Origin of the sequence: Streptosporangium sp. H16, from assembly GCF_051918855.1 — a bacterium.
In the GTDB taxonomy this organism is placed as follows: Bacteria; Actinomycetota; Actinomycetes; order Streptosporangiales; family Streptosporangiaceae; genus Streptosporangium.
In genome coordinates this window covers 196444-221335 of the sequence record NZ_JBPXMD010000001.1, presented here as the reverse complement: position 1 = coordinate 221335, position 24892 = coordinate 196444, and the positions used below count along the sequence as shown (strand labels likewise).

22 protein-coding genes and 1 riboswitch are annotated in these 24892 nt (G+C 71.6%); of the genes, 6 read left to right on the top strand and 16 right to left on the bottom strand.

All coding sequences use genetic code 11. From position 1 onward, the window contains the following. Positions 1 to 64: 64 nt before the first annotated feature. From ACTOQ2_RS01000 to ACTOQ2_RS00965, 8 genes are all read right to left on the bottom strand, one after another. Positions 65 to 1198 carry a hypothetical protein gene (locus ACTOQ2_RS01000; RefSeq protein WP_440097737.1) on the bottom strand — a complete coding sequence of 378 codons (1134 nt, stop codon included), beginning with the start codon at positions 1196 to 1198 and terminating at the stop codon, positions 65 to 67. Positions 1199 to 1297: 99 nt separating this feature from the next. After that, the gene (locus tag ACTOQ2_RS00995) at positions 1298 to 2194 is read right to left on the bottom strand and encodes an endonuclease/exonuclease/phosphatase family protein (protein ID WP_440097736.1); all 897 of its coding nucleotides are present in this window, start codon (positions 2192 to 2194) and stop codon (positions 1298 to 1300) included. A 191-nt stretch (positions 2195 to 2385) separates the two neighbouring features. Next, complete coding sequence (locus ACTOQ2_RS00990) at positions 2386 to 3330, bottom strand: ROK family glucokinase (protein WP_440065235.1); 945 nt, start codon at positions 3328 to 3330, stop codon at positions 2386 to 2388. Positions 3331 to 3356: 26 nt separating this feature from the next. Further along, positions 3357 to 4481, bottom strand: coding sequence for a hypothetical protein (locus tag ACTOQ2_RS00985; RefSeq protein WP_440097735.1), 1125 nt, complete (start codon positions 4479 to 4481; stop codon positions 3357 to 3359). Next, the gene (locus ACTOQ2_RS00980) at positions 4471 to 5643 is read right to left on the bottom strand and encodes an ArsA family ATPase (RefSeq protein WP_440097734.1); all 1173 of its coding nucleotides are present in this window, start codon (positions 5641 to 5643) and stop codon (positions 4471 to 4473) included. The genes ACTOQ2_RS00985 and ACTOQ2_RS00980 overlap by 11 nt, the downstream gene beginning before the upstream one ends. A 67-nt stretch (positions 5644 to 5710) precedes the next feature. Further along, positions 5711 to 6148, bottom strand: coding sequence for an SRPBCC family protein (locus tag ACTOQ2_RS00975; RefSeq protein ID WP_440097733.1), 438 nt, complete (start codon positions 6146 to 6148; stop codon positions 5711 to 5713). Positions 6149 to 6219: 71 nt separating this feature from the next. Then, positions 6220 to 6987: a metallophosphoesterase family protein gene (locus ACTOQ2_RS00970; RefSeq protein ID WP_440097732.1), complete on the bottom strand. Its 768-nt coding sequence runs from the start codon at positions 6985 to 6987 to the stop codon at positions 6220 to 6222. 252 nt (positions 6988 to 7239) lie between these two features. Further along, positions 7240 to 8346, bottom strand: coding sequence for an RNA-guided endonuclease InsQ/TnpB family protein (locus ACTOQ2_RS00965; RefSeq protein WP_440097731.1), 1107 nt, complete (start codon positions 8344 to 8346; stop codon positions 7240 to 7242). A gap of 229 nt (positions 8347 to 8575) precedes the next feature. Between ACTOQ2_RS00965 and ACTOQ2_RS00960 the strand changes: the two genes are divergently transcribed. Then, positions 8576 to 10369 carry an AMP-dependent synthetase/ligase gene (locus tag ACTOQ2_RS00960; protein ID WP_440097730.1) on the top strand — a complete coding sequence of 598 codons (1794 nt, stop codon included), beginning with the start codon at positions 8576 to 8578 and terminating at the stop codon, positions 10367 to 10369. Between the two features lie 94 nt (positions 10370 to 10463). Here ACTOQ2_RS00960 and ACTOQ2_RS00955 read toward each other — a convergent pair whose 3' ends face one another. From ACTOQ2_RS00955 to ACTOQ2_RS00935, 5 genes are all read right to left on the bottom strand, one after another. Then, complete coding sequence (locus ACTOQ2_RS00955; RefSeq protein ID WP_440097729.1) at positions 10464 to 10811, bottom strand: DoxX family protein; 348 nt, start codon at positions 10809 to 10811, stop codon at positions 10464 to 10466. A gap of 355 nt (positions 10812 to 11166) precedes the next feature. Continuing rightward, on the bottom strand, positions 11167 to 12291 hold the full coding sequence (locus ACTOQ2_RS00950) for a glycosyltransferase family 4 protein (protein WP_440097728.1): 1125 nt from the start codon (positions 12289 to 12291) through the stop codon (positions 11167 to 11169). Then, complete coding sequence (locus ACTOQ2_RS00945; RefSeq protein WP_440097727.1) at positions 12288 to 13562, bottom strand: M48 family metallopeptidase; 1275 nt, start codon at positions 13560 to 13562, stop codon at positions 12288 to 12290. The genes ACTOQ2_RS00950 and ACTOQ2_RS00945 overlap by 4 nt, the downstream gene beginning before the upstream one ends. After that, positions 13562 to 14410: a hypothetical protein gene (locus ACTOQ2_RS00940; protein WP_440097726.1), complete on the bottom strand. Its 849-nt coding sequence runs from the start codon at positions 14408 to 14410 to the stop codon at positions 13562 to 13564. Before ACTOQ2_RS00940 ends, ACTOQ2_RS00945 begins: the two co-directional genes overlap by 1 nt. 182 nt (positions 14411 to 14592) lie before the next feature. After that, positions 14593 to 15114, bottom strand: coding sequence for a C40 family peptidase (locus ACTOQ2_RS00935; protein ID WP_440097724.1), 522 nt, complete (start codon positions 15112 to 15114; stop codon positions 14593 to 14595). Between the two features lie 133 nt (positions 15115 to 15247). Then, positions 15248 to 15407, bottom strand: a riboswitch (cyclic di-AMP (ydaO/yuaA leader). Between the two features lie 571 nt (positions 15408 to 15978). Here ACTOQ2_RS00935 and ACTOQ2_RS00930 point away from each other — a divergent pair. Both ACTOQ2_RS00930 and ACTOQ2_RS00925 read left to right on the top strand, forming a co-directional pair. Next, positions 15979 to 16875: a phosphoribosyltransferase family protein gene (locus ACTOQ2_RS00930; RefSeq protein ID WP_440097723.1), complete on the top strand. Its 897-nt coding sequence runs from the start codon at positions 15979 to 15981 to the stop codon at positions 16873 to 16875. Next, on the top strand, positions 16872 to 17978 hold the full coding sequence (locus ACTOQ2_RS00925) for an erythromycin esterase family protein (RefSeq protein ID WP_440097722.1): 1107 nt from the start codon (positions 16872 to 16874) through the stop codon (positions 17976 to 17978). Before ACTOQ2_RS00930 ends, ACTOQ2_RS00925 begins: the two co-directional genes overlap by 4 nt. A 142-nt stretch (positions 17979 to 18120) precedes the next feature. Here ACTOQ2_RS00925 and ACTOQ2_RS00920 read toward each other — a convergent pair whose 3' ends face one another. From ACTOQ2_RS00920 to ACTOQ2_RS00910, 3 genes are all read right to left on the bottom strand, one after another. Beyond that, positions 18121 to 19107: an NlpC/P60 family protein gene (locus ACTOQ2_RS00920; protein WP_440097721.1), complete on the bottom strand. Its 987-nt coding sequence runs from the start codon at positions 19105 to 19107 to the stop codon at positions 18121 to 18123. 245 nt (positions 19108 to 19352) lie between these two features. Then, positions 19353 to 19985, bottom strand: a complete 633-nt coding sequence (locus tag ACTOQ2_RS00915; RefSeq protein WP_440097720.1) for a hypothetical protein — start codon at positions 19983 to 19985, stop codon at positions 19353 to 19355. Positions 19986 to 20032: 47 nt separating this feature from the next. Beyond that, positions 20033 to 21355, bottom strand: a complete 1323-nt coding sequence (locus ACTOQ2_RS00910; RefSeq protein ID WP_440097719.1) for an NYN domain-containing protein — start codon at positions 21353 to 21355, stop codon at positions 20033 to 20035. Positions 21356 to 21533: 178 nt separating this feature from the next. Between ACTOQ2_RS00910 and ACTOQ2_RS00905 the strand changes: the two genes are divergently transcribed. The 3 genes from ACTOQ2_RS00905 (at position 21534) to ACTOQ2_RS00895 (ending at position 24864) form a co-directional block, all read left to right on the top strand. Then, complete coding sequence (locus ACTOQ2_RS00905; RefSeq protein WP_440097718.1) at positions 21534 to 22667, top strand: phosphotransferase family protein; 1134 nt, start codon at positions 21534 to 21536, stop codon at positions 22665 to 22667. A 129-nt stretch (positions 22668 to 22796) separates the two neighbouring features. Continuing rightward, a complete protein-coding gene (locus ACTOQ2_RS00900) occupies positions 22797 to 24521 on the top strand; it encodes a DEDD exonuclease domain-containing protein (RefSeq protein WP_440097716.1) in 1725 nt (574 codons plus the stop codon). 55 nt (positions 24522 to 24576) lie between these two features. Continuing rightward, positions 24577 to 24864 carry an Lrp/AsnC family transcriptional regulator gene (locus ACTOQ2_RS00895; protein ID WP_440065255.1) on the top strand — a complete coding sequence of 96 codons (288 nt, stop codon included), beginning with the start codon at positions 24577 to 24579 and terminating at the stop codon, positions 24862 to 24864. The last annotated feature ends 28 nt before the right edge of the window (positions 24865 to 24892 follow it).

Below are 24892 nucleotides of genomic sequence, written 5' to 3'. Positions count from 1 at the left end.
TCATCTGCCACGCTCGCCCGAGCGGGTCGTCCACGATCGCCGGGCACGACCGTCGCTGCCCGGACTACGGCTTGGCGCGCTCCGAGGTGCCGAAGCGCTCGATCACGTCGGTGTACTTGCCGGAGGCGTCGACCACGTGGCCGACGGTCCACACGGTGCCGGTGCCCGGCAGGTAGGCCACCGACTGGAGCCGCACCGTCCGGGGAGCGGCGGTCTCCGGACCGCGCAGCGCCTTGACCGTGCGCCCGTCGTAGCGGAGCAGGAACGCCTCGCCGGGCCGCTCCAGGTCGACCCCGGAGATCCAGAAGTGACCCTTGCGGTCACCCGTCACCCCGTACAGGCGGACGTCACCGGCGGGGAGGGACACCCGGGACCACTTCTTGCCGTTCCACGACAGGACCAGCGGGACGATCCCGCCGGCCTCCCGGTAGACGCCACCGACGGCGAGGGCCCGCTTGGGCCCGTCGAGGTGGACGTCACGCAGATAGCCGCCGGCGATATCGGGGGTCTTGAAGGTCTTCCAGCGCCCGCCGGACTGCTTCATGATCAACGGCTTGCCGCCGGTGTCGCCCACCGCCCACCCGTCGTTCTTGCCCGACAGCGCCACCCCGTACAGCGTGCCCCGCTCGCGAAGGTGGGTGAGCTTCCACTTCGAGCCGGCGCCGGTGCCGGTGACGATCATGGGCAGCTTGTCGCGGCGGCCGACCGCGACCACCCGGCCGGGAACGGCCGCCACCCCGCCCAGCCAGTCGCCCGAGTGCAGCTTGTCGACGATGATCCTGTCGAAGGACGCCCCGTCCCCCCTCGCCAGATAGGGGAGGCCGTCGTGCCCCTCGCCGACGGCCCACAGCTCGGTCGCCGAGGCCGCGGCGACGGAACGTAGGGGCCCTGCGCCGGTCGGGTCGTTGCGGATGCCGACCTCGTTCCAGGAGGAACCGTCCCAGTGGGTGATCGCGCCGCGGCTCTGCCAGACGTCCCAGACGCTCTGCTGGCCGACCGCCCACACGCTCGTGGCCGAGACCCCCGCCACGTCGGACAGCGATCCGTCACTGCTCAGGCCCGCGCTCACCGGAGCCTGCCATGCCTCGGCCGCGGGCGGGCTGACGGGGTCGGCGTGGGCTGGGAACGTTTGCGGAGACAGCAGGAGCAGGCCTCCCGCGCAGAGAACCAGCGCACGCCGCGGAAGGCGACGGGTCATGTTTCAAATGGTACGGGGCTCGCGTGCTCCCCGTGTGCCGGTCTCCCCACTTGACCGGCGCGATCTGGAAAGACGGCCTGTCCTTGGTCATCGGAAGGGTCACCGGGACGCCGGACCTCCCGGCTCTCCCGCCTCCCCCGGAAGGCCCTGAAGGCCCGGATCGGGCTCTCCTCGCGCGGGGCCCGCGTGGTCGCCGGTGCCGGGGGATCTCGCCGGGGCCGTACCGGGACCGGCGTCCGTGACAGCGTCCGCGACGGGGTCCGCGACGGGGTCCGCGACGGGGTCCGGGGGCGCCTCGCCTTCGGGGCGCGGGTGGTCCAGCTCGGCGACCACCGGCAGGTGGTCGGTGGCGGCCACCAGATCGGCCGGGTCGGCGTCGACCCCGCCGCAGGAGACCACGGAGAAACCCTCGACCGCGAAGATCGCGTCGATCCGCTTGTGCGGGCCCCTGGCGGGGAAGGTGAAGCCGTCGCCGCGCGGCGAGACCGGATAGCAGTCGGTCAGCCGTTCGGCGAGGTGTTGCCAACTCGGCTGGCCGGACTGCTCGTTGATGTCCCCCGCCAGCACCGGCAGCGCGCCGAACCGGTCGGCCACCTCCCGCAGGAGCCTCACCGCCTCGTCCGCGTGACGGCGGCGGGCGGTCTCGTCGAGGTCCAGGTGGATGGAACCGACGGCGACCCGCCGTCCGCCCGCCTCCACCACGGCGATCGCGATGGCGCGCCGCTCCAGGGGGAAGAAGGACTCCAGGAGATGACCCTCCCCGTGCAGCAACCGCACCCCGGGACCGGTCAGTACGGCGACTCCGCCCCTGCGGCGGCCCGCGGCCACGACCAGCCCGCCGAAGGCGGCCAGCCGCCTTCGCCTGCGGCGCCAGCACAGGAACCGGGGCGCCTCCTGCACGCAGAGCACGTCGGCGCGGAGCGCGGCGACCACCCGCCCCAGCGCCGGGACGTCGTCCTTCATGGAGCGCACGTTGTAGCTGGCGATCCTGAGCACCACGGCCACCTCACTTCGCGACGCGTGCCGCGAGGATAGCCGCGCGCCGCCGGGCGTACCAGCCGCCCGCTCCGATCGGCATGCTCACCGCCGGGCGTGCCGGGCGTTCACCCCGGCCGGCACGCTCACCGCCGGACGTGCCGGCCGCCCGCCCTCATCGGCATGCGGGCGGCCGTACGCGCCGGAAGCGGTCAGCGCCTGCGGGCGAGATCCGCGGCACCCACCAGACCCGCCGCCGCGCCGAGCTCGGCGCAGCGGATGTCGGCCAGCGGGCGGTGCCCCCGGCCGCTCAGATGGGTGTTGTAGAACTCGCGGGTCTCGTCGATCCACAGGTCGGCGGCACGCGAGACGCCACCGCCGAGGACGAAGCAGCCCGGGTCGAGGACCGCGGCGAGGTCGGCCAGGCCCTGGCCGATCCAGCGGGCCATCGAGGAGAACGCGGCCAGCGCGGCCGGGTCGCCCTGCCGGGCGGCCTCGGTGACCTCCTGACCCTCGATCTGGTCGGGCGTTCCTCCGGCGATCTCCAGGAGTTTGACCGCCTGGTCCGGCTCGGCCTCGGCGATCCTCTTGGCCTCGCTGACCAGGGCGCTCCCGCTGGCGTACTGCTCCCAGCAGCCGAGGTTGCCGCACCCGCACAGACGTCCGCCGGGAACCGCCTGCATGTGGCCGAGCTCGGCGCCCATGCCCCAGCGCCCCCGGTAGAGGGAGCCGTCGAACACGATGCCGCCGCCGATGCCGGTACCGACGGTCACGCACACCAGGTGGGTCTCGCCGCGACCGGCACCGAACCTGGCCTCGCCCCACGCCATCGCGTTGGCGTCGTTCTCCACCACGACGGGAAGGCCGACCATGTCGGAGACCTTCTTCTGCAGGGGCTCCTCGCGCCAGGCGAGGTTGGGGGCGAACCGGACAATGGACCTGGTCTCGTCGACGAACCCGGCCGCGCCGAGACCGACGGCCTCGATCTCCCGACCCTTGGAGAGCTCCAGGATCGCGTCACCGATCGTGTGGGCGACCTGGTCCGGATTCTCCGCCGGGGTGGGCCGCAAGAGATGCTCGACGATCTGGCCGTCCTCGTCCACGACTCCCGCCGCGACCTTCGTACCGCCAATGTCCACACCGATGGTCAGCGCCATTGTCCATTCATCCTCTCCCCCTGGGCTCACCCCAGGTCGATGTGCTCCACGGGGGTGTCTCCTCGCTCGCGCTCCCGTTCCCGCTGCGCGGGAGCGGGCTTGCCGAGTCCGTCGACGGCCGACTTGAAGGCGGCGAACAGCTCGGTGCCCGCCTGCATGAGGTGGTCGGTGACGGCACCGCCACCGCCCGACTCGCGCTGTGCGGCCATCGCGCGGCAGACGGGGCAGGCCCGGCAGATGTACTCCTCATGCTCCGAGACCGCCTCCTCCCACACGTCCCGCTCTCTTCTGCGGCCACCACCGGAGAACGCGCCGCCGACCCCGGTCATCGTGCCCTTGATCAGGTTCTTGCGCAGTTCCCTGGTCGCTTTCTGCTGCAGCGTGTCGAAGAGCTTGAACGCCTCCTCGGCGGCGGTGCCCAGCGGGTCCTTGCCGCTCTGGGACCGCTCGTCACGCGCTCGTTCGTCCCGTGCCCGTTCCTTTTCCTGCTTTCCGGCCGCGCTGTCCTTCTCGCGCTCCACGGACCCGGCGCGGTCGCCGGGCCGGGCCCACGGGGTCCATCCGGCCCGCTCCTCCTGCCTGGCCCGCCTGGCGCGTTCCTCGAACCACTCGGCGCGCGCGTCGCGATCGGTCTGCGCCGGACCCGAGGCCCCCTCGGAACCCGTGGCCTGCTCAGGGCTCGGGTCCTGCTCGGAGCTCGGAGCCCGCTCGGAAGGCGCGGCCTCGGCCACGGCCTCCACCTCGACCACCTCCAGGCGCGCGACCTTCTCGACGCTCTCGCCCCCCGCGGGCTTCCCGGCGTTCTCCGGCCGCTCGACGGACTCGACCCGCTCGACCCGCACGACGGACTCGACGGACTCGACGGACTCGACGGACTCGACGGACTCGGACGATCTGGTGCGCCCGCCCTTCGGGGACTTCCCCGCCGGGTCCGCGCTCCGCCCCTTCTGGGTCGTCTTCCCCGCGCGCCGGCCCTTCTGGGCCTTGCCGGTGCCCTCGGCGCCCTCGGGACCCCCGGTGCTTCCGGCGATCCCGGTGCTCTCGGTGCCTACGGCCTCGGACGGCGGCGTCACGGCGCCTGCGGCCTTCCGTGGCTTCCTCGGCGCGCGCGGCTTCGGGGTCTTCTCTGCGTCGTTCGTGTTATCGGTCATCAGGCCCTCCCGATTCGAACCGTACCCGGAGAAACCCGTCTCGGAGCGCGGCGTCCCGCACCGACCTGCGGGCCAGCGCGGCGGGCAGGGCCAGGACCCGGCGGTAGGAACCGGCGTTGACGATCAGCTCGTCGCCCTTGCGCGCCAGATCCACCTCGTCCTTGTCCGCGAGCGGCAGGGCCAGGATCAGCTCGCCCTCGGCGGTGATCCGCAGCGGCGGGTCGACGGAGGGCGGGGCGAAGGGGTCGCCCTCGCCGTACATGGCCTCGGCGACGGCGGCGAGGGCGTCGAGGCCGACGGGCTCGGCCTCGAGGTACGGCACGATGTGCACGGGCAGCGGCGCGAAGGACTCCCCGACCTCGGCCAGGTGCCGGGCCTGGGCCCGCACCCATTTCCGCCGCCACAGGTCGGCGCCCTCGGAGGGGAAGACACGGTTGGCGATCACCGCGTCCACCCGGTAGCCGTACAGGCTGAGGGAGGTGAGCGTGCGCCGGGCCTCGGCGAGCACGACGGCCTCGGGGGTGAGCACCAGCCGGACGCTCGCCCCGGGCCCGGTGAGCAGCTCGCGCACCTCCATCAGGCCCCGGTGGAGCCGCTCGCCCGCGCCGATCACGTGGTCTTCCGGCATGCTGACCTGCGCCAGGCGGCGGACCAGCGGGGAGATGGTGCTCAGCAGCCGCCTGCCGATGGGCAGCAACCGGTTCACGTGCCAGTCGAGGGCCTCGGGCAGGGCGAGCAGCCGGAGCGTCTCAGCGGTCGGGGCGCAGTCGATGACGATGACGTCCCACAGCCCGGTGCGCGCCTGCTCGCGCAGCTCCAGCAGCGCGATGACCTCCTCTGCGCCGGGCAGCACCGTGATCTCCTCGGCGGTCACCTCGTCGAGGCCGAGCTCGGCGAAGACGCCTCTGGCGTAGTCGCGCAGCTCACCCCACTGGCGTTCCAGCGCCCTCTGGGTGTCGACCTGGTGGAGGGAGAGACCGGGCGCGATCTCCGTGGGCTCCCCGCCGGCCCGCACGCCGAGGGCGTCGGCCAGCGAGTGGGCGGTGTCGGTGGAGACCACCAGGGTCTTCAGCCCGGACCTGGCGGCGAGCGTGGCCGTGGCGGCGGCGACGGTCGTCTTGCCGACGCCGCCCTTGCCGGTGAAGAGCAGGACCCTGCTCACGCCGCCTCCCGGCGGGAGGGCGCGGGACTCCGCTCCGCGACCGCGCCGTGCCGCGCGCCCCGCTCCCTCATGGGGTCTCGACGCGCTTCTTCAGCCCCTTCAGGGCGGTGTCGATGATGACCTTCTCCGCCTTCCGCTTGATCATGCCGATCATCGGCACCTTGAGGTCGACGGCGAGCTCGTACGTCACCTCGGTGCCGCTGCCCGCGTCGGCAAGACGATAACTTCCGGTGAGCCCGGAGACCATCTTTCCCGCCTCGGCGATGCTCCAGTCGACGGACTCGTCGCCGTGCCAGGTGTAGCGGAGGGTGTACTCGTCGCTGATCACGCCCGCGTCGAGAACGAACCGGACCGTTTCCGGCCGGCCGTCCTCTCCCGTGGAGAGGACGCGCGCGGCCTTCACCTGCCCGGCCCACTCCGGGTACGAGGGGAAGTCGGCGATGACCGTCATGATGGTCGACCGGTCCGCGCCGATCGTGATGCTGGAGGTGGTGCGATCAGCCATGGGGCAACCGTACTGCTTCACGATCGTCCGCGTACGCCCGGCGGGGCCGGGCGCGGCTGCCGCGGTGGCCGCTACCACTCCAGGACGTAGGGGACGCCTCTGTTCCGGAAGTGCCCCACGTTGAGGCATTCGGTCCTGCCGATCCGGGTGCGGGCGGCGAGGGGCTGGTGCACGTGGCCGAAGAGGGCGTAGCGCGGCTGGGTCCGCCTGATCGCCTCCAGGGTGGCCTCGCTGCCCCGCTCGAAGCGCCGGGCGACCACGTCGTAGAGCAGTTCGGGGATCGCGGGAGGGATGTGGCAGCAGAGCACGTCGACCTCGCCGACGGCCTCGACCTTGCGGGCGAACTCCTCGTCGTCGATCTCGTGCGGCGTCCGGTACTGGGTGCGCAGGCCGCCCCCGACGAAGCCGAAACGCAGGCCGCCGATCTCCACGGTCTCGCCGTCGAGCACGTGGTGGCCCTCCCTGACGTACTCGGGCCAGTAGATCGGCAGGTCCACGTTGCCGTAGGTGAGGTACGCGGGAGTCGGCATCGCGGCGAAGATCTCGCCGTACTGCCGCCGGACGGAGCGCTCGATGTGGTCGCGCGGGTCGCCCTCCAGCGAGGCCCACAGCGCGGAGGACATCGCCCGCGCCTCGTCGAACCGCTTGGCCGTCCGCAGCGCGATGAACTCCCCCGCCCGCTCGGCCCCGAAGAGCTCGGCGAAGATGCCCTGGGAGTGGTCCTCGTAGTCGACGAACAGGATCAGGTCGCCCAGGCAGATCAGCGCGTCGGCGCCGTCTCCCGCGCGGGCCAGCGCGTCGGCTCTTCCGTGCACATCGCTGACGACATGAACCCGCATGCCGGACATCCTAACTACCAATAAATAGGGCCACATGGGACGAACCCGACGAGGCGGGAACGTGACGGGACACACGGCGCGGCCGACGGTCCGGCGCGACGGTAGTTGCTACCGTGAAATCCCTCTTCTTGACATCTTCGCCTCCCTGAAGGGAGGGGATTCTCACGGTCGCCCGTGAGGGTTCCTGCTTCACCGCCAACCGCCCGCCAGAGAGGACTCTCCTTGAGGTCTTACGTCAGCTCCACAGGCGTTTTACCTCTCCGCCAGCCCGGCGGCGAGGATGTTCTTCGCGGCGTTGACGTCCCGATCATGGGACGCGCCGCACGCGCATACCCACTCGCGGACACCCAACGGCATGGACCGCTGGATCGTGCCGCACGCCGAGCACAGCTTCGACGAGGGGAAGAACCGGTCTACGACCAGAAGTTCCCGCCCGTACCACTGCGTCTTGTACTCCAGCATGGACCGCATCTGGCGCCAGGAGGCGTCGGAGATGGCGCGGGCCAGGCTGTGGTTCTTCACCAGGTTGCGCACGGCGAGGTCTTCGATCACGACCGTTTGGTTCTCACGGACGAGACGAGTGGTGACCTTGTGCAGATGATCACGCCTGCGGTCGGCGATACGGGCATGCACCCGCGCCACCTTGAGTTTCGCTTTTCGCCGGTTCGCCGAGCCCTTCTCCTTGCGGGAGAGGGTGCGCTGAGCCTTGGCGAGCTTGCGGCGGTCGGCCCGCTCATGCTTCGGATTGACGATCTTCTCTCCGGTGGAGAGCGTCGCCAACGCCGTGATACCCGCGTCCACCCCGACCACGTTCGGAGTCGGGGGGAGCGGGGTGATGGTGTCCTCGCACAGGATCGACACGAACCAGCGCCCTGCCGCGTCCTTGGTCACGGTCACCGTGGACGGCTGCGCGCCCTCGGGAAGGGGGCGCGACCACACGATGTCCAAAGGCGCGTCCATCTTCGCGAGGGTGATCTGAGCGCCCCGGTGCTTGAACGCCGAGCGGGTGTACTCGGCGCTGAGGCGGGACTTCTTGCGGGACTTGAACGCCGGGTACTTCGCCCGCTTGGCGAAGAAGTTCGTGAACGCTGTTTGAAGGTGCCTGAGGGCCTGCTGGAGCGGGACCGACGACACCTCGTTCAAGAACGCGAGATCCTCGGTCTTCTTCCACTGCGTCAGCGCCGCCGACGACTCCACGTAGGAGACCTTGCGTCCTTCCAGCGTGTAGGCACGGGTGCGCTCTTCGAGAGCTTTGTTGTAGACGAGGCGGGCGCAGCCGAACGTGCGAGACAGCTCCGCTGCCTGCTCGTTCGTCGGGTGGAAGCGGAACTTGTAGGCCCGCTTCACGATCTGCGCCATGCCTCACATGCTACCGCAAGATCAGTTAAGTTCCGGGTGGGGCGGGTTGTATGGATCCAGGCCCGCTCAGGCGCCACAGCGCCTTCCCGCTCCCGTTTCCTCCCCGGCCTGAAGGCCGGAGTATCCACAGGAGTTATTCGATAACGCCTGGGTGACGAATTTACTCATGCGTAACTTATCGCGATAACTTCCAGGCAGCCCATCGATCGTGCGTCTCCAGGAGTGACCCGTGCGCGAGTACAGCGTCCCCGTGCTGGTGGATGTCCCCGCCTCCGCCAACCTCACCGACACGGTGTTCCGGCGTGCCGAGGAGGAGCCCGACGTCGTCGCCCTGCGGCGCAAGGTCGGCGACGACTGGACGGCGGTCACCGCCAGGGAGTTCCGCGACCAGGTCGCCGGGGTGGCCAAGGGCCTGATCGCGGCGGGGGTGGAGTCCGGTGACCGGGTGGCCCTGATGTCGCGCACCCGCTACGAGTGGACCGTGATCGACTACGCGATCTGGACAGCCGGGGCGGTCGGCGTGCCGATCTACGAGTCCTCCTCGGCCGACCAGGTCGCCTGGATCATCTCCGACAGCGGCGCGAAGGCCGTGTTCGCCGAGCTGGAGTCGCACGAGGAGACCATCCGCGAGGACGCGGCCGGGCTGCCGGGCCTCAAGAACGTCTGGCGCATCGACGGCGGCGCCCTGGACGAGCTCACCGCGCTCGGCGCCGAGGTCCCCGACGGCACGCTCGCCGAGCGCAGGACCGGGCGCGGCATTGCCGACCTGGCGACCATCGTCTACACCTCGGGCACCACCGGCAGGCCCAAGGGCTGCAGCCTGACCCACGACAACCTGCTGTTCACCGCCAGGAACGTCGCGCAGGGGCCGCTGGAGCGCCTGTTCGTCGTGGACGGCAGGGCGGCGCTGCTCTTCCTCCCGCTCGCGCACGTCTTCGCCCGCATCATCGAGATCGTGCTGATCGAGACCGGCACGATCCTCGCCCACACCCCCAACATGAAGAACGTCGCCCCCGACCTGCAGGCCTTCAAGCCCACGTTCCTGCTGGGCGTGCCCCGCGTGTTCGAGAAGGTCTACAACGGCGCCGAGCAGAAGGCGTCCGCCGAGGGCAAGGGGAAGATCTTCCACGCCGCGGCCGACACCGCCGTCGCGTGGAGCAGGGCGGAGTCGGCGGGCGGCGCGGGGCTGGGCCTCCGGCTCAGGCACGCCCTGTTCGACAAGCTCGTCTACCGCAAGATCCGCGCCGCGACCGGAGGCAGGCTGACGACGGCGGTGTCCGGCGGTTCCGCCCTCGGCGAGCGGCTCGGCCACTTCTTCCGCGGCGTGGGCATCGAGACCCTGGAGGGCTGGGGCCTCACCGAGACCTCCGCGCCGTCCTCGGTCAACATGCCGGGGGCCAACAAGATCGGCACCGTCGGCAAGCCGTTCCCCGGCGTCACCATCGGCATCGGCGACGACGGTGAGGTGCTCGTCAAGGGCCGCCACGTCTTCCAGGGCTACTGGAACAACGACGAGGCCACCGCCGAGGCGATCGACGCGGACGGCTGGTTCCACACCGGCGACATCGGCGAGCTCGACAAGGACGGCTACCTCCGCATCACCGGGCGCAAGAAGGAGATCATCGTCACCGCCGCGGGCAAGAACGTCGCCCCGGCCCCGATGGAGGACCACATCCGCGCCCACCCGCTGATCAGCCAGGCGATGGTGGTCGGCGACGACAGGCCGTTCGTCGCGGCGCTCGTCACGCTCGACGTCGAGGCCCTGGAGCAGTGGAAGGCCGCCAACGGCAAGGCGGGGGCGGACCTCACCGAGCTCAGCTCCGACCCGGCGATCGTCGCCGAGGTGCAGAAGGCGGTGGACGGCGCCAACAGGTTCGTCTCCAAGGCCGAGCAGATCAAGAAGTTCGCCGTCCTCGACATCGACATCAGCGAGGAGAGCGGGCACCTCACCCCGACCCTGAAGATCAAGCGCAACATCGTGATGCGCGACTTCGCCAAGCAGGTCGACTCCCTCTACAGCTAGGGGTCTCCGCGGGCTCCGGGCACCCTGGAGCCCGCGCGGGTCTCCGTGTGGCTCGGCGCGACATGACAGCCCGCGGCTGTGATCCGCGTCGCTGTCAGGCGACGTGTCCCAGCACCAGGGCGGCGATGACCGGGCCCATGTACAGCAGGGGGAAGACGACGGTCGAGTACGAGCGCGCCCGGAGCACGGTGACGACGGCTCCGGCGAAGTACAGCACCAGGCAGATCCCGGCCAGGACGCCGATGACCGGCACGAACAGGCCGGCGAGCAGGCCCACGGCCCCCGCGGCCTTGGCCGCGCCGAGCCAGGTCCACCACGAGCGGGGAACGCCGTAGTCCGTCAGCGGCTCCACGACCCAATCAGCGCGGCGGAGGAGAGAGAAGGCCGAGAAACCCACCCAGAGGGCGGCGAGGACGGTGACGACGACGGCAGTGGTGGACATGGGGACACTCCCTGGTGGTGCTTCCTTGTGACACCGATCCTGCGAGCCCCGGTTGATATCTCCGCGATGCGTTCACGATGCACGGCCTCCCGGCCTCCCGGCCTACCGACCGGCCTGCGACCCGGCGGGGACCGTTTCGCCCGAGGTCCGGTCAGCGGCCGCGGGCGGTCGGTGACCGGGTGACGGGCCGGTCGGTGGCGCGGTGGCGCCGGAGGGCGGCGGTCGACGCGGTTCGGCCGCCGGGCGGCATGGGGACATCCGGCCCGCCAGGGACGTGCCTCACGGGCAGGCTCACCGGCCGGTACGCGTCGCCGTACCTGTTCCGTGCCCGTTCCCGGCATCGGGACCTGCTCGTCTAGGGGGTCTCCGCGGGCTCCAGGAGGCGGGCGAAGCGGGAGGCGGCGAGGTCCCAGTTCCACTCGCGCGCCGCCCACTCGCGACCGCGCTCCCCCATCGCACGCGCCCCGGCCGGGTCCTTGAGCAGGCCGACCAGGGCCGCCGCGACCTCGTCGGGGCGGGTGCCGTCGACGACCAGGCCGGTCTCCCCGTTCAGCACGGCGTCGGGGGCGCCGCCCGAGGAACCGGCCACCACGGGCAGGCCGCTGGCGGAGGCCTCCAGGTAGACGATGCCGAGTCCCTCCACGTCGACGCCGCCCAGGCGGGTGCGGCACGGCATGGCGAACACGTCGCCCGCGGCGAGGTAGCCGGGCAGCTCCGCCTCCGGCACCGGGCCGGTGAGCCTCACCGAAGCGCCCATCGGCCGGGCCAGCCGTTCCAGGGTCCTGCGGTACGGGCCCCCGCCGACGATCAGGAGCACCGCGCCGGGCACGTCCCCGACCACGACGGGCCAGGCCCGCAGGAGCGTGTCCTGGCCCTTGCGCGGCACCAGCCTGGACAGGCAGACCACCACCGGCCGCTCCCCCAGGCCGAGTCGCGCGCGCACCCGCTCCCCGCCGGCCCCCGGGTGGAACACCCCGGTGTCGACGCCGGGCGCGAGCCGCACCAGCTTGTCCGCCGCTATCACCCTGGCCAGCCGCCGCCGGGTGTACTCCCCCAGGTAGGTGACCACGTCGGCGTCCGCCCCGATTCTGGCGAGCACCCGGCGGCCGATCGGTATCCCGGCCCAGCCCGCCTCGTGGCCGTGGGTGACCATGACGACGTGACGGACCCCGGCCTCGCGCATCCGGGGCGCGAGCAGCCCGAGCGGTGCCGCCGCCCCGAAGACCACGGTGTCGCACCCGAACTCGGCGACCAGCCCGGCGGCCCGGCGGGCGACGGCGGGCGTGGGCAGCATCAGCGAGGTCGGGTGCCGCACGACGGGGTACGGCTGGCGCAGGTCGAAGGCCGCGCTGCCGGCCCACCGGGGGGCGTAGACGACGACGGAGCCGGGCGGGCGGCGGGCGATGAGACCGTACACGAACGACTGGATCCCCCCCGCGCGGGGCGGGAAGTCGTTCGTGACGACCAGCGTGCGGCTCACGGTTCGGGGAGGCCGTTCAGCCGTGCCCAGGATCGCGCCAGGGCGATGCGCTGCGGCGTCGTGGGATGCGATGCATAAAGTACATATTCGACTAGATCAGGTGACAAATCCGAAATATTGGTACCCGCCAGTCGTCTCTGCATGGCGACGAACGTCGCCGGGTCCCTGGTCAGGTCCAGCGCGTGCACGTCCGCACGGGCCTCGATCTGCCTGCTCACCAGGTTCTGGGCCGGTCCCGACAGGACCGTGGCCAGGCTCAGCAGCCCCATGACCAGCCCCACCGCCCTCGGGTCGCCGAGGGAGGAGATCCCCGCCCGGCGCCGTACGGCCCCCGCGGAGGTCACCGCGTAGAGCAGGCACGCCCCGAACGCCGCGCCCAGGCCGCCGACGAGCGTGCCCGACAGCACGTCGCCCGCCTTGGCGTGGCCCAGCTCGTGGGCGACCACCAGCTCGACCTCGCCGGCGGGCGCGCGGAGCAGCGTGTCGTAGACCACGATCCTGCGGGTCGCGCCGAATCCGGAGACGTAGGCGTTGAGCGCGGTGGTCCGCCGGGAGGCGTCGGCGACGAGCACGTTCTCGACCGGCACGCCGTCCCTGGCGGCCATGGCGAGCAGGTCGTCGCGGAGCTGCCCAGCCTCCAGCGGCCTGAAGTCGTTGAAGACCGGCTCGACGAGCACCGGGTAGGCGAAGGAGGCGACCACGGTCAGGGCGAAGGCCCCGGCCGCCGCGGGGATCCACCAGCGCCGGTAGCGCCGCGCCAGGGCGATCACCGCCAGCACCATGATCGCGGTCAGCGCGGTGCCGATGCCGGTGCTCTTGGCCCGGTCCGCCGCCCACGCCGGCCAGGCCTGGGTGGACAGCCCGAAGTCGCGCAGGTAGCTCTCCGACCACATCCCCAGGGGCCAGCGCAGGATCGCCACGGCCACCGACAGCGCCAGCACGCCGAGGAGCGCCCGCAGCCACCAGGGCCCCGGCAGCCGGCCGGCGAGCCGCGCGCCCAGCGGGGTGGCCACCAGCACCCCCGCCACGACCAGCGTCAGGCCGAGCGACAGGTAGCCGGGAAGGCTGACCAGCGCGTCGAACGTCTCGGCCCTGGCGATCTGCTCGGCGGTGAAGTCGCGGGCCGGATCGGGAGCGACGGCCGGGGCCCCCTCCGGCAGCGCCCTCCAGGGCGTGGTGAACGCCACGACCGCCAGCGTGACCACCCCCAGGGCGGCCAGCGCCCACCCCGCCGGCCGCACGCCCGCGGGCGTGTCCGTCGTGCTCAGCATCACGTGAGTTCCTCCCTGAGGTAGTCGCGCCAGGCTCGGGTGAACTCGTCCACCGGCAGGCCGAGCGTGCTCCCGACATCGCTACCGTAGAGCCTCACCAGGGCCTTCTCCCCGAAGCGCTCCGCGACGAACCGGCAGGCGAGCCACGCCTCCTCGTAGGCCTGCGCGAGCCTCGGCGCGCCGGGGGCGAAGTCGGCCGGGCCGGGGAGCCGGTCGGGCAGGACGCCCGAGCGCACCTCGGCGGCCAGTTCGGCGGCGGCCGTACGCACCGCGATCCCGGCGTCGCGGTAGCCCGCGTAGTCGGCGAAGCCCTCCGACAGCCACATCGGCACCCGGCCGCCGCGGGTCGCGCCGGTGGCCACGTGGGCGAGCTCGTGGGTGATCACCACGTCCCTGCCGGTCGCGGTGAGCCGGGCGTACCCCGACGGCAGGACGATCACCCGGTCCGCGGTCGCCATCGCGGCCAGGCCGCGGGTGCTCCCGGCCCCGGCGAGCGCCGCGGCCTCGGCGTCGGTGGCGGGGAAGAGGACCACCACGGAGACCGGCCCCCAGATCGCCGCGATCGTCGCGCGGGCCCGGTCGGCCCTGGCCGCCAGATCCCGCAGGACGCCGGCCGGGACGCCGTGGCCGATCACGAGGGAGTGCTCGCCCCGGACGGTGACCGCGGCGCCCTGCCACAGGTCGCGGGGGTCGCGCGGGCTCCGGGAGGCGTACGGGACGAGAGTGCGGGGGGCGCGCGGGAGGGGCGCGGCTCCGGCCAGGAGGGGTCCCGTCCCGGCGAACGGACCGGCGCTCATCAGCGCCAGCATCCCGGCGAGCACGGCGCGGCGCCCTTTCGGGACGGACACGAGCCGATGGTACTCGACCGGCATGGAGCGGCCCCGGCCCTCCTGGTGGAGGGCCGGGGCCGCTTTTCCGTGCTCGGGCGCGTGCTCGGGCATGTGCTCGAGCGCGTGCCCCGACGCGGGCTCGGGCTCAGGTTCCGTGCCTGGGCTCCGTGCTCACGCGGGTGCCGGGCGCCGTACGGGGCTCAGACCCCGGGCCGTACCGCTCCGGCGAAGGAGGACCTGTAGTAGCCCGCCAGCCTCACGACACGGACCGTCTTGCCGCTGCTCGGCGAGTGGACCATCCTGCCCTTGCCGACGTACATGCCGACATGGCCCTTTCCACTGAAGAACAGCAGGTCACCGGGGCGCAAGTTGCTCCACGAGACCTTTTTCCTGATCGACCTGTACTGGCTGTGCGTGATCCTGGGAAGGGACACGCCCGCCTTCCGCCAGGCGTACCGGACGAGCCCCGAGCAGTCGAACGCTCCGGGACCGGAGGCTCCCCACCGGTACGGATCGCCGATCTGCCTCTTGGCCGCCGAGACCGCCTTACCGGCCCGGACCTTCTGCAGTGCCGCCCTGCTCTTCTTGACCTTGACCTTGACCTTGGCCTTGGTTTCTGCCTTGGCCCTGGTCCCGGCCTGAGAGGCGGTCTTCTTGGTGCTCCCGGCCTTCTCTGAGACCCCGGCCACGCTGTTGACCAGTATCTCGGAGGGGCCGTCCACCGCCTGCGCCGCCGTGGACCCCAGGGTGACCGCTCCGGCTGAGGCGGTCAGGGTGAGGGCGATGCCGCCGAGGGAAAGGCGGAAAAGGCGCGACAGACGGGGGTTGTACGGGGTGGTAGACAGGATTTCTCCTTGGGACTTCCACTGATGCCTACCGGGTTAGCTGACGGATTCGGGCTTGGAAGATGCCCTACGGCACAAACGCGCCGATTCACCCCTGGCCACGCTGTATCGGGCCTTTTGGGTCCCCGGTTCCATGCCTCCTGGCTGCATAGATTCGGCGGGCCGCCGCGATGAGCCCTGCCCCCGGGTGGGGGCGCGGCGGCCGGTTGGATTTCTATAGGGACACCGGCCCGAAGACCGACATTCGCCGCGACGGCGTGGCTTGCACGTCGCGACGCCAGAAGTTACCCCGATCTCCAACTTTCGGCAAAGCATTCGCCAAATCGGGAGCACGGACACCCCTATTGATCTTCCTGTTACCCCTGCTTAATAGCTATTTATGCTATTGAGATATGACTCTCGTCACACCCTCGACATCACACCCGACAAATCACGATTTTGTAATGTTCATCACATTCTTCGTGATCCAGGTTCGAGCCCCGCGAGTGGACCCTCCCGGGGCGGCCGGCCGGACGCTCCCAGCGCCCGGCGCACGTGCATGCGCCGTAGATCGACTTCCGCAAGTCCGCCTCGGCGATCTCGAATCCGGCGGCGTTCCACCCCCCGGCCAGAAGGGCCCTCCCCGATCGTCGGGGGCGTCACAGCACCATCAAGCGCGAGGGATATGTACCTGTTTGAGGGATTTTGGGTTGGGTATGGCGGGCACGTCACCTCAAGGGGGCGGTAGCAATGTCGAACCGCTTGTTCCAAGACCGACACGACGCGGGCCGGGTACTCGCGGGTCTCCTTGAGAAGTACCGGGGCCGGCCCGGCGTCGTCGTCCTGGGGCTGCCCCGGGGTGGCGTACCGGTGGCGTACGAGGTCGCCACGGCCCTGGACGCCCCGCTCGACGTCTTCCTCGTCCGCAAGCTCGGCGCTCCCGGAAGGGAGGAGCTCGCGATGGGGGCGATCTCCAGTGGCGGGGTGATCGTCATCAACGAGGACATCGTCAGGGGCCTCGACATACCGCCGGAGACCATCCGGCAGGTCGCCCAGCGCGAGGGACGGGAACTGCTCCGGCGAGAGCAGGCCTATCGTGAGGGGCGCCCGCCACCGGACCTCGCGGGCAGGACCGTCATCGTGGTGGACGACGGCCTCGCGACGGGTGCGAGCATGTGGGCCGCCCTGAACGCCCTGCGCCGCTCCCGGCCCGCCAGGACCGTCGTCGCCGTGCCGGCCGCGCCGGAGTCCACCTGCCAGGATCTCGCCGCCGTGGTGGACGAGGTCGTCTGCGCCACCACGCCGTCGCCCTTCCTCGCAGTCGGGCAGTCATACTGGGACTTCTCTCAGACGACCGACGAGGAGGTAGGCGACCTTCTCCGCGCCGCGTCGAGGTCACATCCGACCGCGACGGGCGCGCGGGCGGTCCCCGACGTGGCCGTCATCCGGCTGGAGGCGCGTCCCACCGAGGACGGCGCACCGGATGATCACCTGCTGTTCGATCTGGTCGGCGACGCGCGCTTCGTGCTGATCGGCGAGGCCTCCCACGGCACCCACGAGTTCTACGCGGCGCGCGCGCGGATGACGCGGCGGCTCATCGAGGAGAAGGGGTTCTGCGCCGTGGCGGCGGAGGCCGACTGGCCGGACGCCTACGGGTGAACCGCTACGTCCACGCCCGGAGCGACGACGCGACCGCCGAGGAGTCGCTGCGCGGCTTCGAGCGCTTCCCGGCCTGGATGTGGCGCAACTCGGTGGTGCTGGACTTCGCCGGGTGGCTGCGCGAGCACAACGACGACATCACCGGGGGCGAGCGGTCGAAGGCGGGGTTCTACGGGCTGGACCTCTACAGTCTCCACCGGTCGATCCACGAGGTCATCTCCTCCCTGGAGCGGATCGATCCGGCCGCCGCGTCCCGCGCCCGCGAGCGTTACGCCTGTTTCGACCACCGCTCAGCCGACGACGGCCAGGCCTACGGCTTCGCGGCGGCCTACGGGGCGGGCCAGTCGTGCGAGCGGGAGGTGGTCGAGCAGCTCGTCGACCTACAGCGCCATGCGCTGGAGTACGCGCGGCGAGACGGGCTGCTCGCCGAGGACGAGCTGTTCTACACCGAGCAGAACGCCCGGGTGGTCAGGGCCGCGGAAAAGTACTACCGCACCATGTTCGGCGGGCGGGTCTCCTCCTGGAACCTGCGTGATCGCCACATGGTGGAGACCCTGGAGGCACTGGCCGACCACCTGAGCCGCCGACGGGGCAGCCCTGCGAAGATCGTCGTGTGGGCGCACAACTCCCATGTCGGCGACGCGCGCGCGACCGAGGCCGCGGCCCGCGGTGAGGTCACCATCGGCCAGCTGGTGCGGGAACGGCATCCCGGCGACTGCCGTCTCATCGGCTTCACCACCTACACGGGCACGGTGACCGCCGCAGACGACTGGGGTGGACCGGCCGAGCGCAAGCGAGTGCGGCCGGCGCTCTCCGAGTCGATCGAGGAGCTCCACCACGAGGTGGGGGAGAAGGAGTTCCTCCTCTCGTTCGGTACCGCGCCGCGGGTGGCCGAGGTGTTGCGCAAGGCACGCCTGGAGCGGGCGATCGGCGTCATATACCGCCCGCAGACCGAGCGGCGGAGCCACTACTTCCAGACCCGCGTCTCCGAGCAGTTCGACGCCGTGATCCACATCGACGAGACGCGAGCCGTGGAGCCTCTCGAACGGACCGCCGGCTGGGAAGAGGGAGAGCCGCCGGAAACCTACCCGTTCGCCGTGTGACGCGTCGCCGGGTCAGGCGGGCTCACCCGCCCGGATCGCCGTCACCCGAGCGGGCGCGTCGCGGTATCGCCACCGGCACGTCGCACGAGCCGGGGAGTGAGATACGGGGCCAATGGCGACAACGGGGTCGGGCCCGGCGCGGTCAGGGGCGGACGGCTCCGACGATGCGGCGGCCGTAGGCGGACAGCGGGACGACCTTGACGACGTCGCCGGTCTGCGGGGCGTGCACGATCTGGCCGTTGCCCGCGTACATGCTGACATGGCCGAGACCCTCGCTGAAGATGAGGTCGCCCGGCTGGAGCTCGCTCAGCGAGACCTTGCGGCTCGCGCCCCAGCTCCACTGCTCCCAGGTCGTGCGGGGGAGGCTGACTCCCCCGCTGCGCCAGGCGCTCTGGACCAGGCCGGAGCAGTCCCAGCCGCCGGGGCCCGTGCCACCGTACTGGTAGGGCTTGCCGACCTGGGCGAAGGCGAACTGCAGGGCGGCGCGGGCATTGCCCGAGGCGGAGCCGTTGTACTGGATCCCGGCGCTCTCGGGGTTGCCCGTCCTGAAGGCGTTGAGCTCGCGCAGGATCTTCGTCTGAGCCTTGACCATCTTGTCGGCCTTGGCCTTCTCCCTGGCCAGCTCGTCACGCGTCTCGTCGGCCTCGGCCAGCGCCTTCTTGGCCTGGTCCCGGCTGGTCCGCAGCGCCTTGGTGGCCTCGTCGAAGGCGTTCAGGGACTGGGCGCGGGAGGTGGACATCTGGTCGGCGGCGGCCAGGCCGCTCAGCAGGGCGCCGGGATCGGCCTGGTAGATCATGCCTTCCCAGCCGTTGACCACGCCGACCTGGTAGGTGCTGACGGCCATCGTGACGAGCTCCTTGCGCAGCCCGGCGACCTGCTCGTTCTGGCGGGTCAGGTCCTCGTTGAGCGTGCTGTACTTCTTCCTGGCCCGCTTCCACTTCTCCGAGGCCTGGTTGTACTTCTCGACGACCTGGTCGGCCTGCTCGTTGAGCTTCTCCAGCTTCTTCTTGGCCTGGGCGGCCGTCGGCCTCGGCTCGGCGGACGCTCCGCCCACCGGCAGCGTCAGCAGCGCGAGAGCGAGCCCGGCCGCCACCGGTATCCGAATCAGTCCAACCGGCAAACCCGCCACGGCCACGTCAACGCCTCCCGACTGCACCAGACCTGCGGCGAATAGTACAGAAGAAGTAATGATTGACTCACCTTTTCGCCGGGTTTGCTCCTTAATTGCAGGTGAACCCCTTTACCCGCGACCGGCGGCGCCCGTCTCGCGAGCGGCGGCGCCCCGGCCACGGGGGCGGTCCGCCTTCGCGGGAAGCGGTCCGCTCCGGCCCCTGGGAGCGGGGAGCGGCCCGCCCCGGACCCCGCCCGGTCGCGCTACCCGCAGGCGGCGATGGCGCAGATCTTGGCGGTCATCTTCCTGGCGTCACGCAGCTGAACGGTCCAGTCGCTCCTCGCGGGCTTGGCGTACTCGCCCGCCCAGAGGTAGACCAGGACGGCGTTGCCCTTCCTGACCAGCACGCTCCGGTCGCCGCCCACCCCGGCCCTCCTGCCGTAGTAGACCTGCCCGGAGATCCTCAGCGCCTCGTCGCCGAGCCCGGTCAGGCGCGAGGAGGCGTAGCGGTAGCCGGTACCCGAGCCGGTCCTGGCCCCGCACCTGGTCAGGGCGGCGCGCACCTGGGCGACGGCCGAGGCGGCCGAGGCCCGCGAACCGTACAGGATCACCTGCTCGACCTTCATGAAGTCCGGCACGCCGGTGAAGGTCACCGTCCGCGCGGCCACCCGGCCGGTCGCGGCCAGCGTGCTCCTGTCACACGGGTTGACGGCCAGCCTGGCCTTCGCCGAGTTGCCGACCTGCCAGTTGGTCTCGGGGTCGTCGTCCTTCTTGGCGGCGTCCTTCTCGTACAGCAGGAAACCCTTGGGGATGGCGGCCGTCGTGGCCGCCGCGGGTGTGGTGACGGTCGCTCCGGCGGCCAGGACGGCGAGGGCGAGCGTTATGATCTTCTTCATCGAATCAAACCTCCTGGGTGATCCGATGCTCGGCGACCGCGAAAGGTTTACGCGCGCCCCAGACGCCGGAGAAGAAGCACCGAGGGCACCGGCCTGGCGCCCATCCTGCGGACCGACTCGGCCACCTCGCGATCAGAGGAGACCACCGCGACCGCACGCCCCGCGGGCTCGGCGCGGACCAGCTGTCGGATCAGGTCGTCGGCGATCTGGTTCGGGGCGCTGAACATCACGCGCACCCCCCTGGGTGCCGACACCGGGACCGGCCCGTTCAGCTCGGCGCCGTCGAAGACACAGGTCAGCTCGGTGCGGGTCTGCGCGTAGAGCGCGCCGAGACCGGTGAGGAGGCGGGTGCGCTGGTCGGCCAGGGTGAACGTGCCGTAACCGGTCTTGGTCACGTTGTAGCCGTCGACGATCAGGTGGATCTGCGGCAGCGCGAGCAGCTGGTCGAGCAGGGCGGGGTCGTCGTCGGCGAGCGCCCGCGCGGGAACCGCCTGGACCCCCTGCCTGCCGGGCGCCACCGAGGCCACCGAGTCTGCGGGACGGTGGATGCCCGAGGGCAGGGCGAGCTCCCTGCGCAGCCCGGCGGCGGCGTCCTGCAGGGCGTCGAGCAGCATGCGCACCTTGGTGTCCTCCACGCTGCGGCCCTCGCGGGCGGCCCTGCGCGTCGACTCCAGCTGCCGCTCGGCGTCGGCCAGCCGCTCGCGCAGGCGGCGCAGCTCGCTCTCCACCGTGCTCCCCGCCGAGAGCGCGGCGGCGCGCGCCTCGTCGGCCACCTCCTGGGCGGCGGCGGCGCGCGCCTCGGCCGCCCTGGTCCGCTCACGGGCGTCGTGCAGCCTGCGGCGCAGGTCGGAGACCTCCGAGCGCGAGGTCTTGAGCTGCTCGCGCAATCGCTCGGACTCCTCCTTGGCCGCGGTCTTCTGGGCGGCCAGCTGCTCGCGCAGCCGGGATACCGTCTGCTCCTGCGCCGAGCCCTCGGCCACGGCGGCCGACCGCTCCAGGTCGGCGCGGGCCGTCTCCACCATGTCCACCCAGCCGGGCGGCCGGGTCAGGTAGGCGGCCGCGGCCACCATGACGGGCTCGGCGGCCGGCGGGACCGTGCCCTCGGCGAGGCTCGCGACCAGCTCGGGCCAGCCCTCGGTCAGCGTCTCCGCGACCAGCTCGCGGAACTTCTTGTCGGTCTCCAGCTGTGCGGCGATCGGCGCCCCGCCCAGCCTGGCCCGCTTGCGGGGGTCGAACCTGGCGATCCCCTTCAGGGGCAGCGGCACCGAGGCGGCGGGCATCGAACCGAGAATCTGGGAGGCCAGCTCCACGACATGTAAGCGAACCTGCTCGGGTAACGGACGAGACAGGCCCTCTCCGGCTGAACTCATCACGGCCCCTACTCGGATCGGTCTTCACGTCAAGGGTACGGCTACCGCACCCTGACCCCGACCTGACCGGGAGTCGACCGGTGGCCGACGAGCCCGTGAACGCTTTGTGGACAAGCGCTTGCTGGTGGGTTACGACTGTGCGGATCGCCTTGTGACGCACGCCACCCGGGAGAGCGCGATGGACGAGCCGACGAACGAGCCCGGCCGGCAGGCCGACAAGAGCCTGCGGACATCGACCCGCGACCTCGAGGAGTTGCGGGAGCGAATGGGCTCGTGGCTCGCCGGAAGGGTGGGCTCCCCCGTCGCCGTCTCCCCGCTGTCCCGCCCCTCGGGCAACGGCATGTCCAGTGAGACCCTGCTCTTCGACGCCTCCTGGACCTCCGCCGAGGGCGGGCACGACCTCGCGTGCGTCGCCCGGATGGCCCCGGCGGCCGAGGCGGTGCCGGTCTTCCCCGGCTACGACCTCGGCAGGCAGTACGAGGTCATGCGGATGGTCAGGGAGCGCGCGGGCGTGCTCGCGCCCCGGGCCCTGTGGTACGAGCCCGACCCCGGGCGGCTGGGCGCCCCGTTCTTCGTGATGGAGCGGCTCAGCGGCGACGTGCCGCCGGACGTGATGCCCTACACCTTCGGGAGCTGGCTGCTGGACGCCTCCCCCGCCGACCGCGACCGGCTGCAGCGGAGCAGCGTCGAGATCCTGGCCACGCTGCACGACGCCCCGTTCACCGCCGAGGAACTGCGCCCCCTGGAGATCCCCGGGACGGGCGGGACCGCGCTGCGCAGGCACGTCGACGAGCAGCGGGCCTACTACGAGTGGGCGCACGGCTCGATGCCCGTCCCGCTGCTGGAGCGGGCGTTCGGCTGGCTGGAGGAGCACTGGCCGGCCGATCCGGGGCCCGACGTGCTGAACTGGGGCGACGCCCGCATCGGGAACGTGATGTACCGCGACTTCACCCCGGTGGCGGTGCTCGACTGGGAGATGGCCGCGATCGCCCCCCGCGAGCTGGACATCTCCTGGATGATCTTCCTGCACACCTTCTTCCAGGACATCACCGAGTTCATGGAACTGCCGGGGATGCCCGACTTCATGCGGCGCGAGAACGTCTGCCAGACGTACCACGAAATAACGGGATACAAGCCCCGGGACATGGAGTTCTACGAGACGTACGCCGCCCTCAGGCACGGCATCATCATGGCCCGCGTCCGGCAGCGCCAGGTCCACTTCGGCGAGCAGGCCATGCCCGACGACCCCGACGACCTGGTGATGCACCGGGCCCTCCTCGAACGGATGCTGGACGGGAGTCACTGGAGCTGAGGCCCCCAGGAGGCCCCCAGGAGGCCCTCGCGGCCGCCGGAGGGCGCGGGCTCTCCCGGTACCGGCGCGCACCGGCCCGGGATGGCCCGGTGCGGTAAATGTCGGTCGGGGCTTCTATGGTCGTGAATCGTGGACTACGCCGTGCAGGGAACACTCGACGAGCTGGGCACCCCGCTCAGCCAGATCACCTTCGTCGTGTTCGACCTGGAGACCACCGGCGTCTCGGCGGGCGAGCACGCGATCACCGAGATCGGGGCGGTCAAGGTCAGGGGCGGCGAGGTGCTCGGCGAGTTCGCCACCCTGGTCGACCCCGGCTCGCCGATCCCGCCGTTCATCTCGGTGCTGACCGGCATCACCGACAGCATGGTGGTGGCGGCGCCGAGGATCGAGTCGGTGCTGCCGTCCTTCCTGGAGTTCGCGGCCGGTTCCACCCTGGTGGCGCACAACGCGGGCTTCGACCTGGGGTTCGTCAGGGCGGCCTGCGCCGCGCACGGCTATCCCCCGCCGGCCCACCAGGTGGTCGACACCGTCGACCTGGCCCGCAAGCTGCTCACCCGCGACGAGGCGCCCAACTGCAAGCTGTCCACGCTCGCCAAGATCTTCAGCCACACCGAGCCCTGCCACCGCGCGCTCGCCGACGCGCGGGCCACCGTCGACGTGCTGCACGCCCTGCTGGAGCGGGCGGGCTCCTTCGGGGTGCAGACGCTGGAGGAGCTCAAGGGCTTCGTCCGCGCGCCCACCCCCGAGCAGCGCCGCAAGCGGCACCTGGCCGACTCTGTGCCGGCCGGTCCCGGCGTCTACGTGTTCGAGGACGAGGGCGGCGACCCGCTCTACGTCGGCAAGAGCACCAACCTGCGCAACCGCGTGCGCGGTTACTTCACCGCGAGCGAGACCAGGCCGCGCGTCCGCGAGATGATCGGCATCGCCGCGCGGGTCAGGTCGATCGCCTGCGCGACCTCGCTGGAGGCCGAGGTCAGGGAGCTGCGGCTGATCGGCTCGGCCAAGCCCCGCTACAACCGCAGGTCGCGCTTCCCCGAGAAGATGTTCTGGCTCAAGCTGACCGACGAGCCGTTCCCCCGCCTGTCGGTCGTCCGCGAGGTCAGGGATGACGAGGCCTCCTACCTCGGCCCGTTCAACAGCATCCGCGCCGCCGAGGACGCCCGCACGGCCCTGCACGAGACGATCCCGCTGCGGCAGTGCACCGAGCGGATCACCCCGCGCACCAGGCGCTCCGCCTGCGCCCTCGCCGAGATCGGGAGGTGCGGGGCGCCGTGCGAGGGCCGCCAGAGCCCCGGCGAGTACGCCGTGCACGTCGTGGCGGCCCGCCGGGCGATGGAGCTGGACGCGGCCCCGGTCTTCTCCGCGATCGAGGCCAGGATGGAGCGGCTCGCCCTCGACCAGCGCTACGAGGAGGCCGCGGCCGACCGCGACCGGCTCGCCTCCTACATCCGCACCTCGGCCCGCATGCAGCGGCTGCGGTCGCTGACCGCGATCTCCCAGATGGTCGCCGCCGCCCCCCTGCCGAGCGGCGCCTGGGAGATCCACGTCATCCGGTACGGGCGGCTAGCCTCGGCCGGGGTGATGCCGAAGGGCGCCCACCCCACCCCGTTCGTCGAGGCGCTGACCGCCACCGCGGAGACGGTGCCGCCGGGCCCCGGGCCGGTCCACGCGGCCAGCGCCGAGGAGACCGAGTGCGTCCTGCGCTGGCTGGAGACCCCCGGGGTGCGGCTGGTGCAGGTCGAGGGCACCTGGAGCCTGCCCGTCTCGGGCGCGGGGCGGCTCAAGGCCCGCATCGACCGCGCCTACCAGACGGTCGAGCCGCGCCGGGCGCGCGAGGGCCGCCCGCTGCGCTGACGTCCGCGCTGATAGCTTCTGAGACGAAATGCCGCACTCAACGAGGAGGAAGCTCGTGGTCACCGCGATCGTTCACATCAACGCCGAGGTGGACCGGATCTCCGAGGTCGCCCAGACGGTCGCCGAGATCGACGGGGTGAGCGAGGTCTACTCCATAACCGGGGAGTACGACCTGCTGGCCATGGTCCGCGTCCCCGCCTACGAGGAGATCGCCGAGGTCGTCCCCGGCCGGATCAACAAGGTGGACGGGGTGCTGCACACCGAGACCCACGTCGCCTTCCGCGCCTACTCGCGGCACGACCTGGACGCCGCCTTCTCGATCGGCCTCGGCGAGTCCGACTGATCCTCACCCGGGCCGACACCCGGGCACG

Excerpts from the sequence above, each read along its gene's own strand:
- ACTOQ2_RS00975 (WP_440097733.1), bottom strand. The coding sequence starts at position 6,148 with ATGGCTGATCGCACCACCTCCAGCATCACGATCGGCGCGGACCGGTCG.
- ACTOQ2_RS00910 (WP_440097719.1), bottom strand. The coding sequence starts at position 21,355 with ATGAGTTCAGCCGGAGAGGGCCTGTCTCGTCCGTTACCCGAGCAGGTT.
- ACTOQ2_RS01000 (WP_440097737.1), bottom strand. The coding sequence starts at position 1,198 with ATGACCCGTCGCCTTCCGCGGCGTGCGCTGGTTCTCTGCGCGGGAGGC.
- ACTOQ2_RS00905 (WP_440097718.1), top strand. The coding sequence starts at position 21,534 with ATGGACGAGCCGACGAACGAGCCCGGCCGGCAGGCCGACAAGAGCCTG.
- ACTOQ2_RS00945 (WP_440097727.1), bottom strand. The coding sequence starts at position 13,562 with ATGCTGAGCACGACGGACACGCCCGCGGGCGTGCGGCCGGCGGGGTGG.
- ACTOQ2_RS00985 (WP_440097735.1), bottom strand. The coding sequence starts at position 4,481 with ATGACCGATAACACGAACGACGCAGAGAAGACCCCGAAGCCGCGCGCG.
- ACTOQ2_RS00915 (WP_440097720.1), bottom strand. The coding sequence starts at position 19,985 with ATGAAGAAGATCATAACGCTCGCCCTCGCCGTCCTGGCCGCCGGAGCG.
- ACTOQ2_RS00990 (WP_440065235.1), bottom strand. The coding sequence starts at position 3,330 with ATGGCGCTGACCATCGGTGTGGACATTGGCGGTACGAAGGTCGCGGCG.
- ACTOQ2_RS00965 (WP_440097731.1), bottom strand. The coding sequence starts at position 8,346 with ATGGCGCAGATCGTGAAGCGGGCCTACAAGTTCCGCTTCCACCCGACG.
- ACTOQ2_RS00955 (WP_440097729.1), bottom strand. The coding sequence starts at position 10,811 with ATGTCCACCACTGCCGTCGTCGTCACCGTCCTCGCCGCCCTCTGGGTG.
- ACTOQ2_RS00970 (WP_440097732.1), bottom strand. The coding sequence starts at position 6,987 with ATGCGGGTTCATGTCGTCAGCGATGTGCACGGAAGAGCCGACGCGCTG.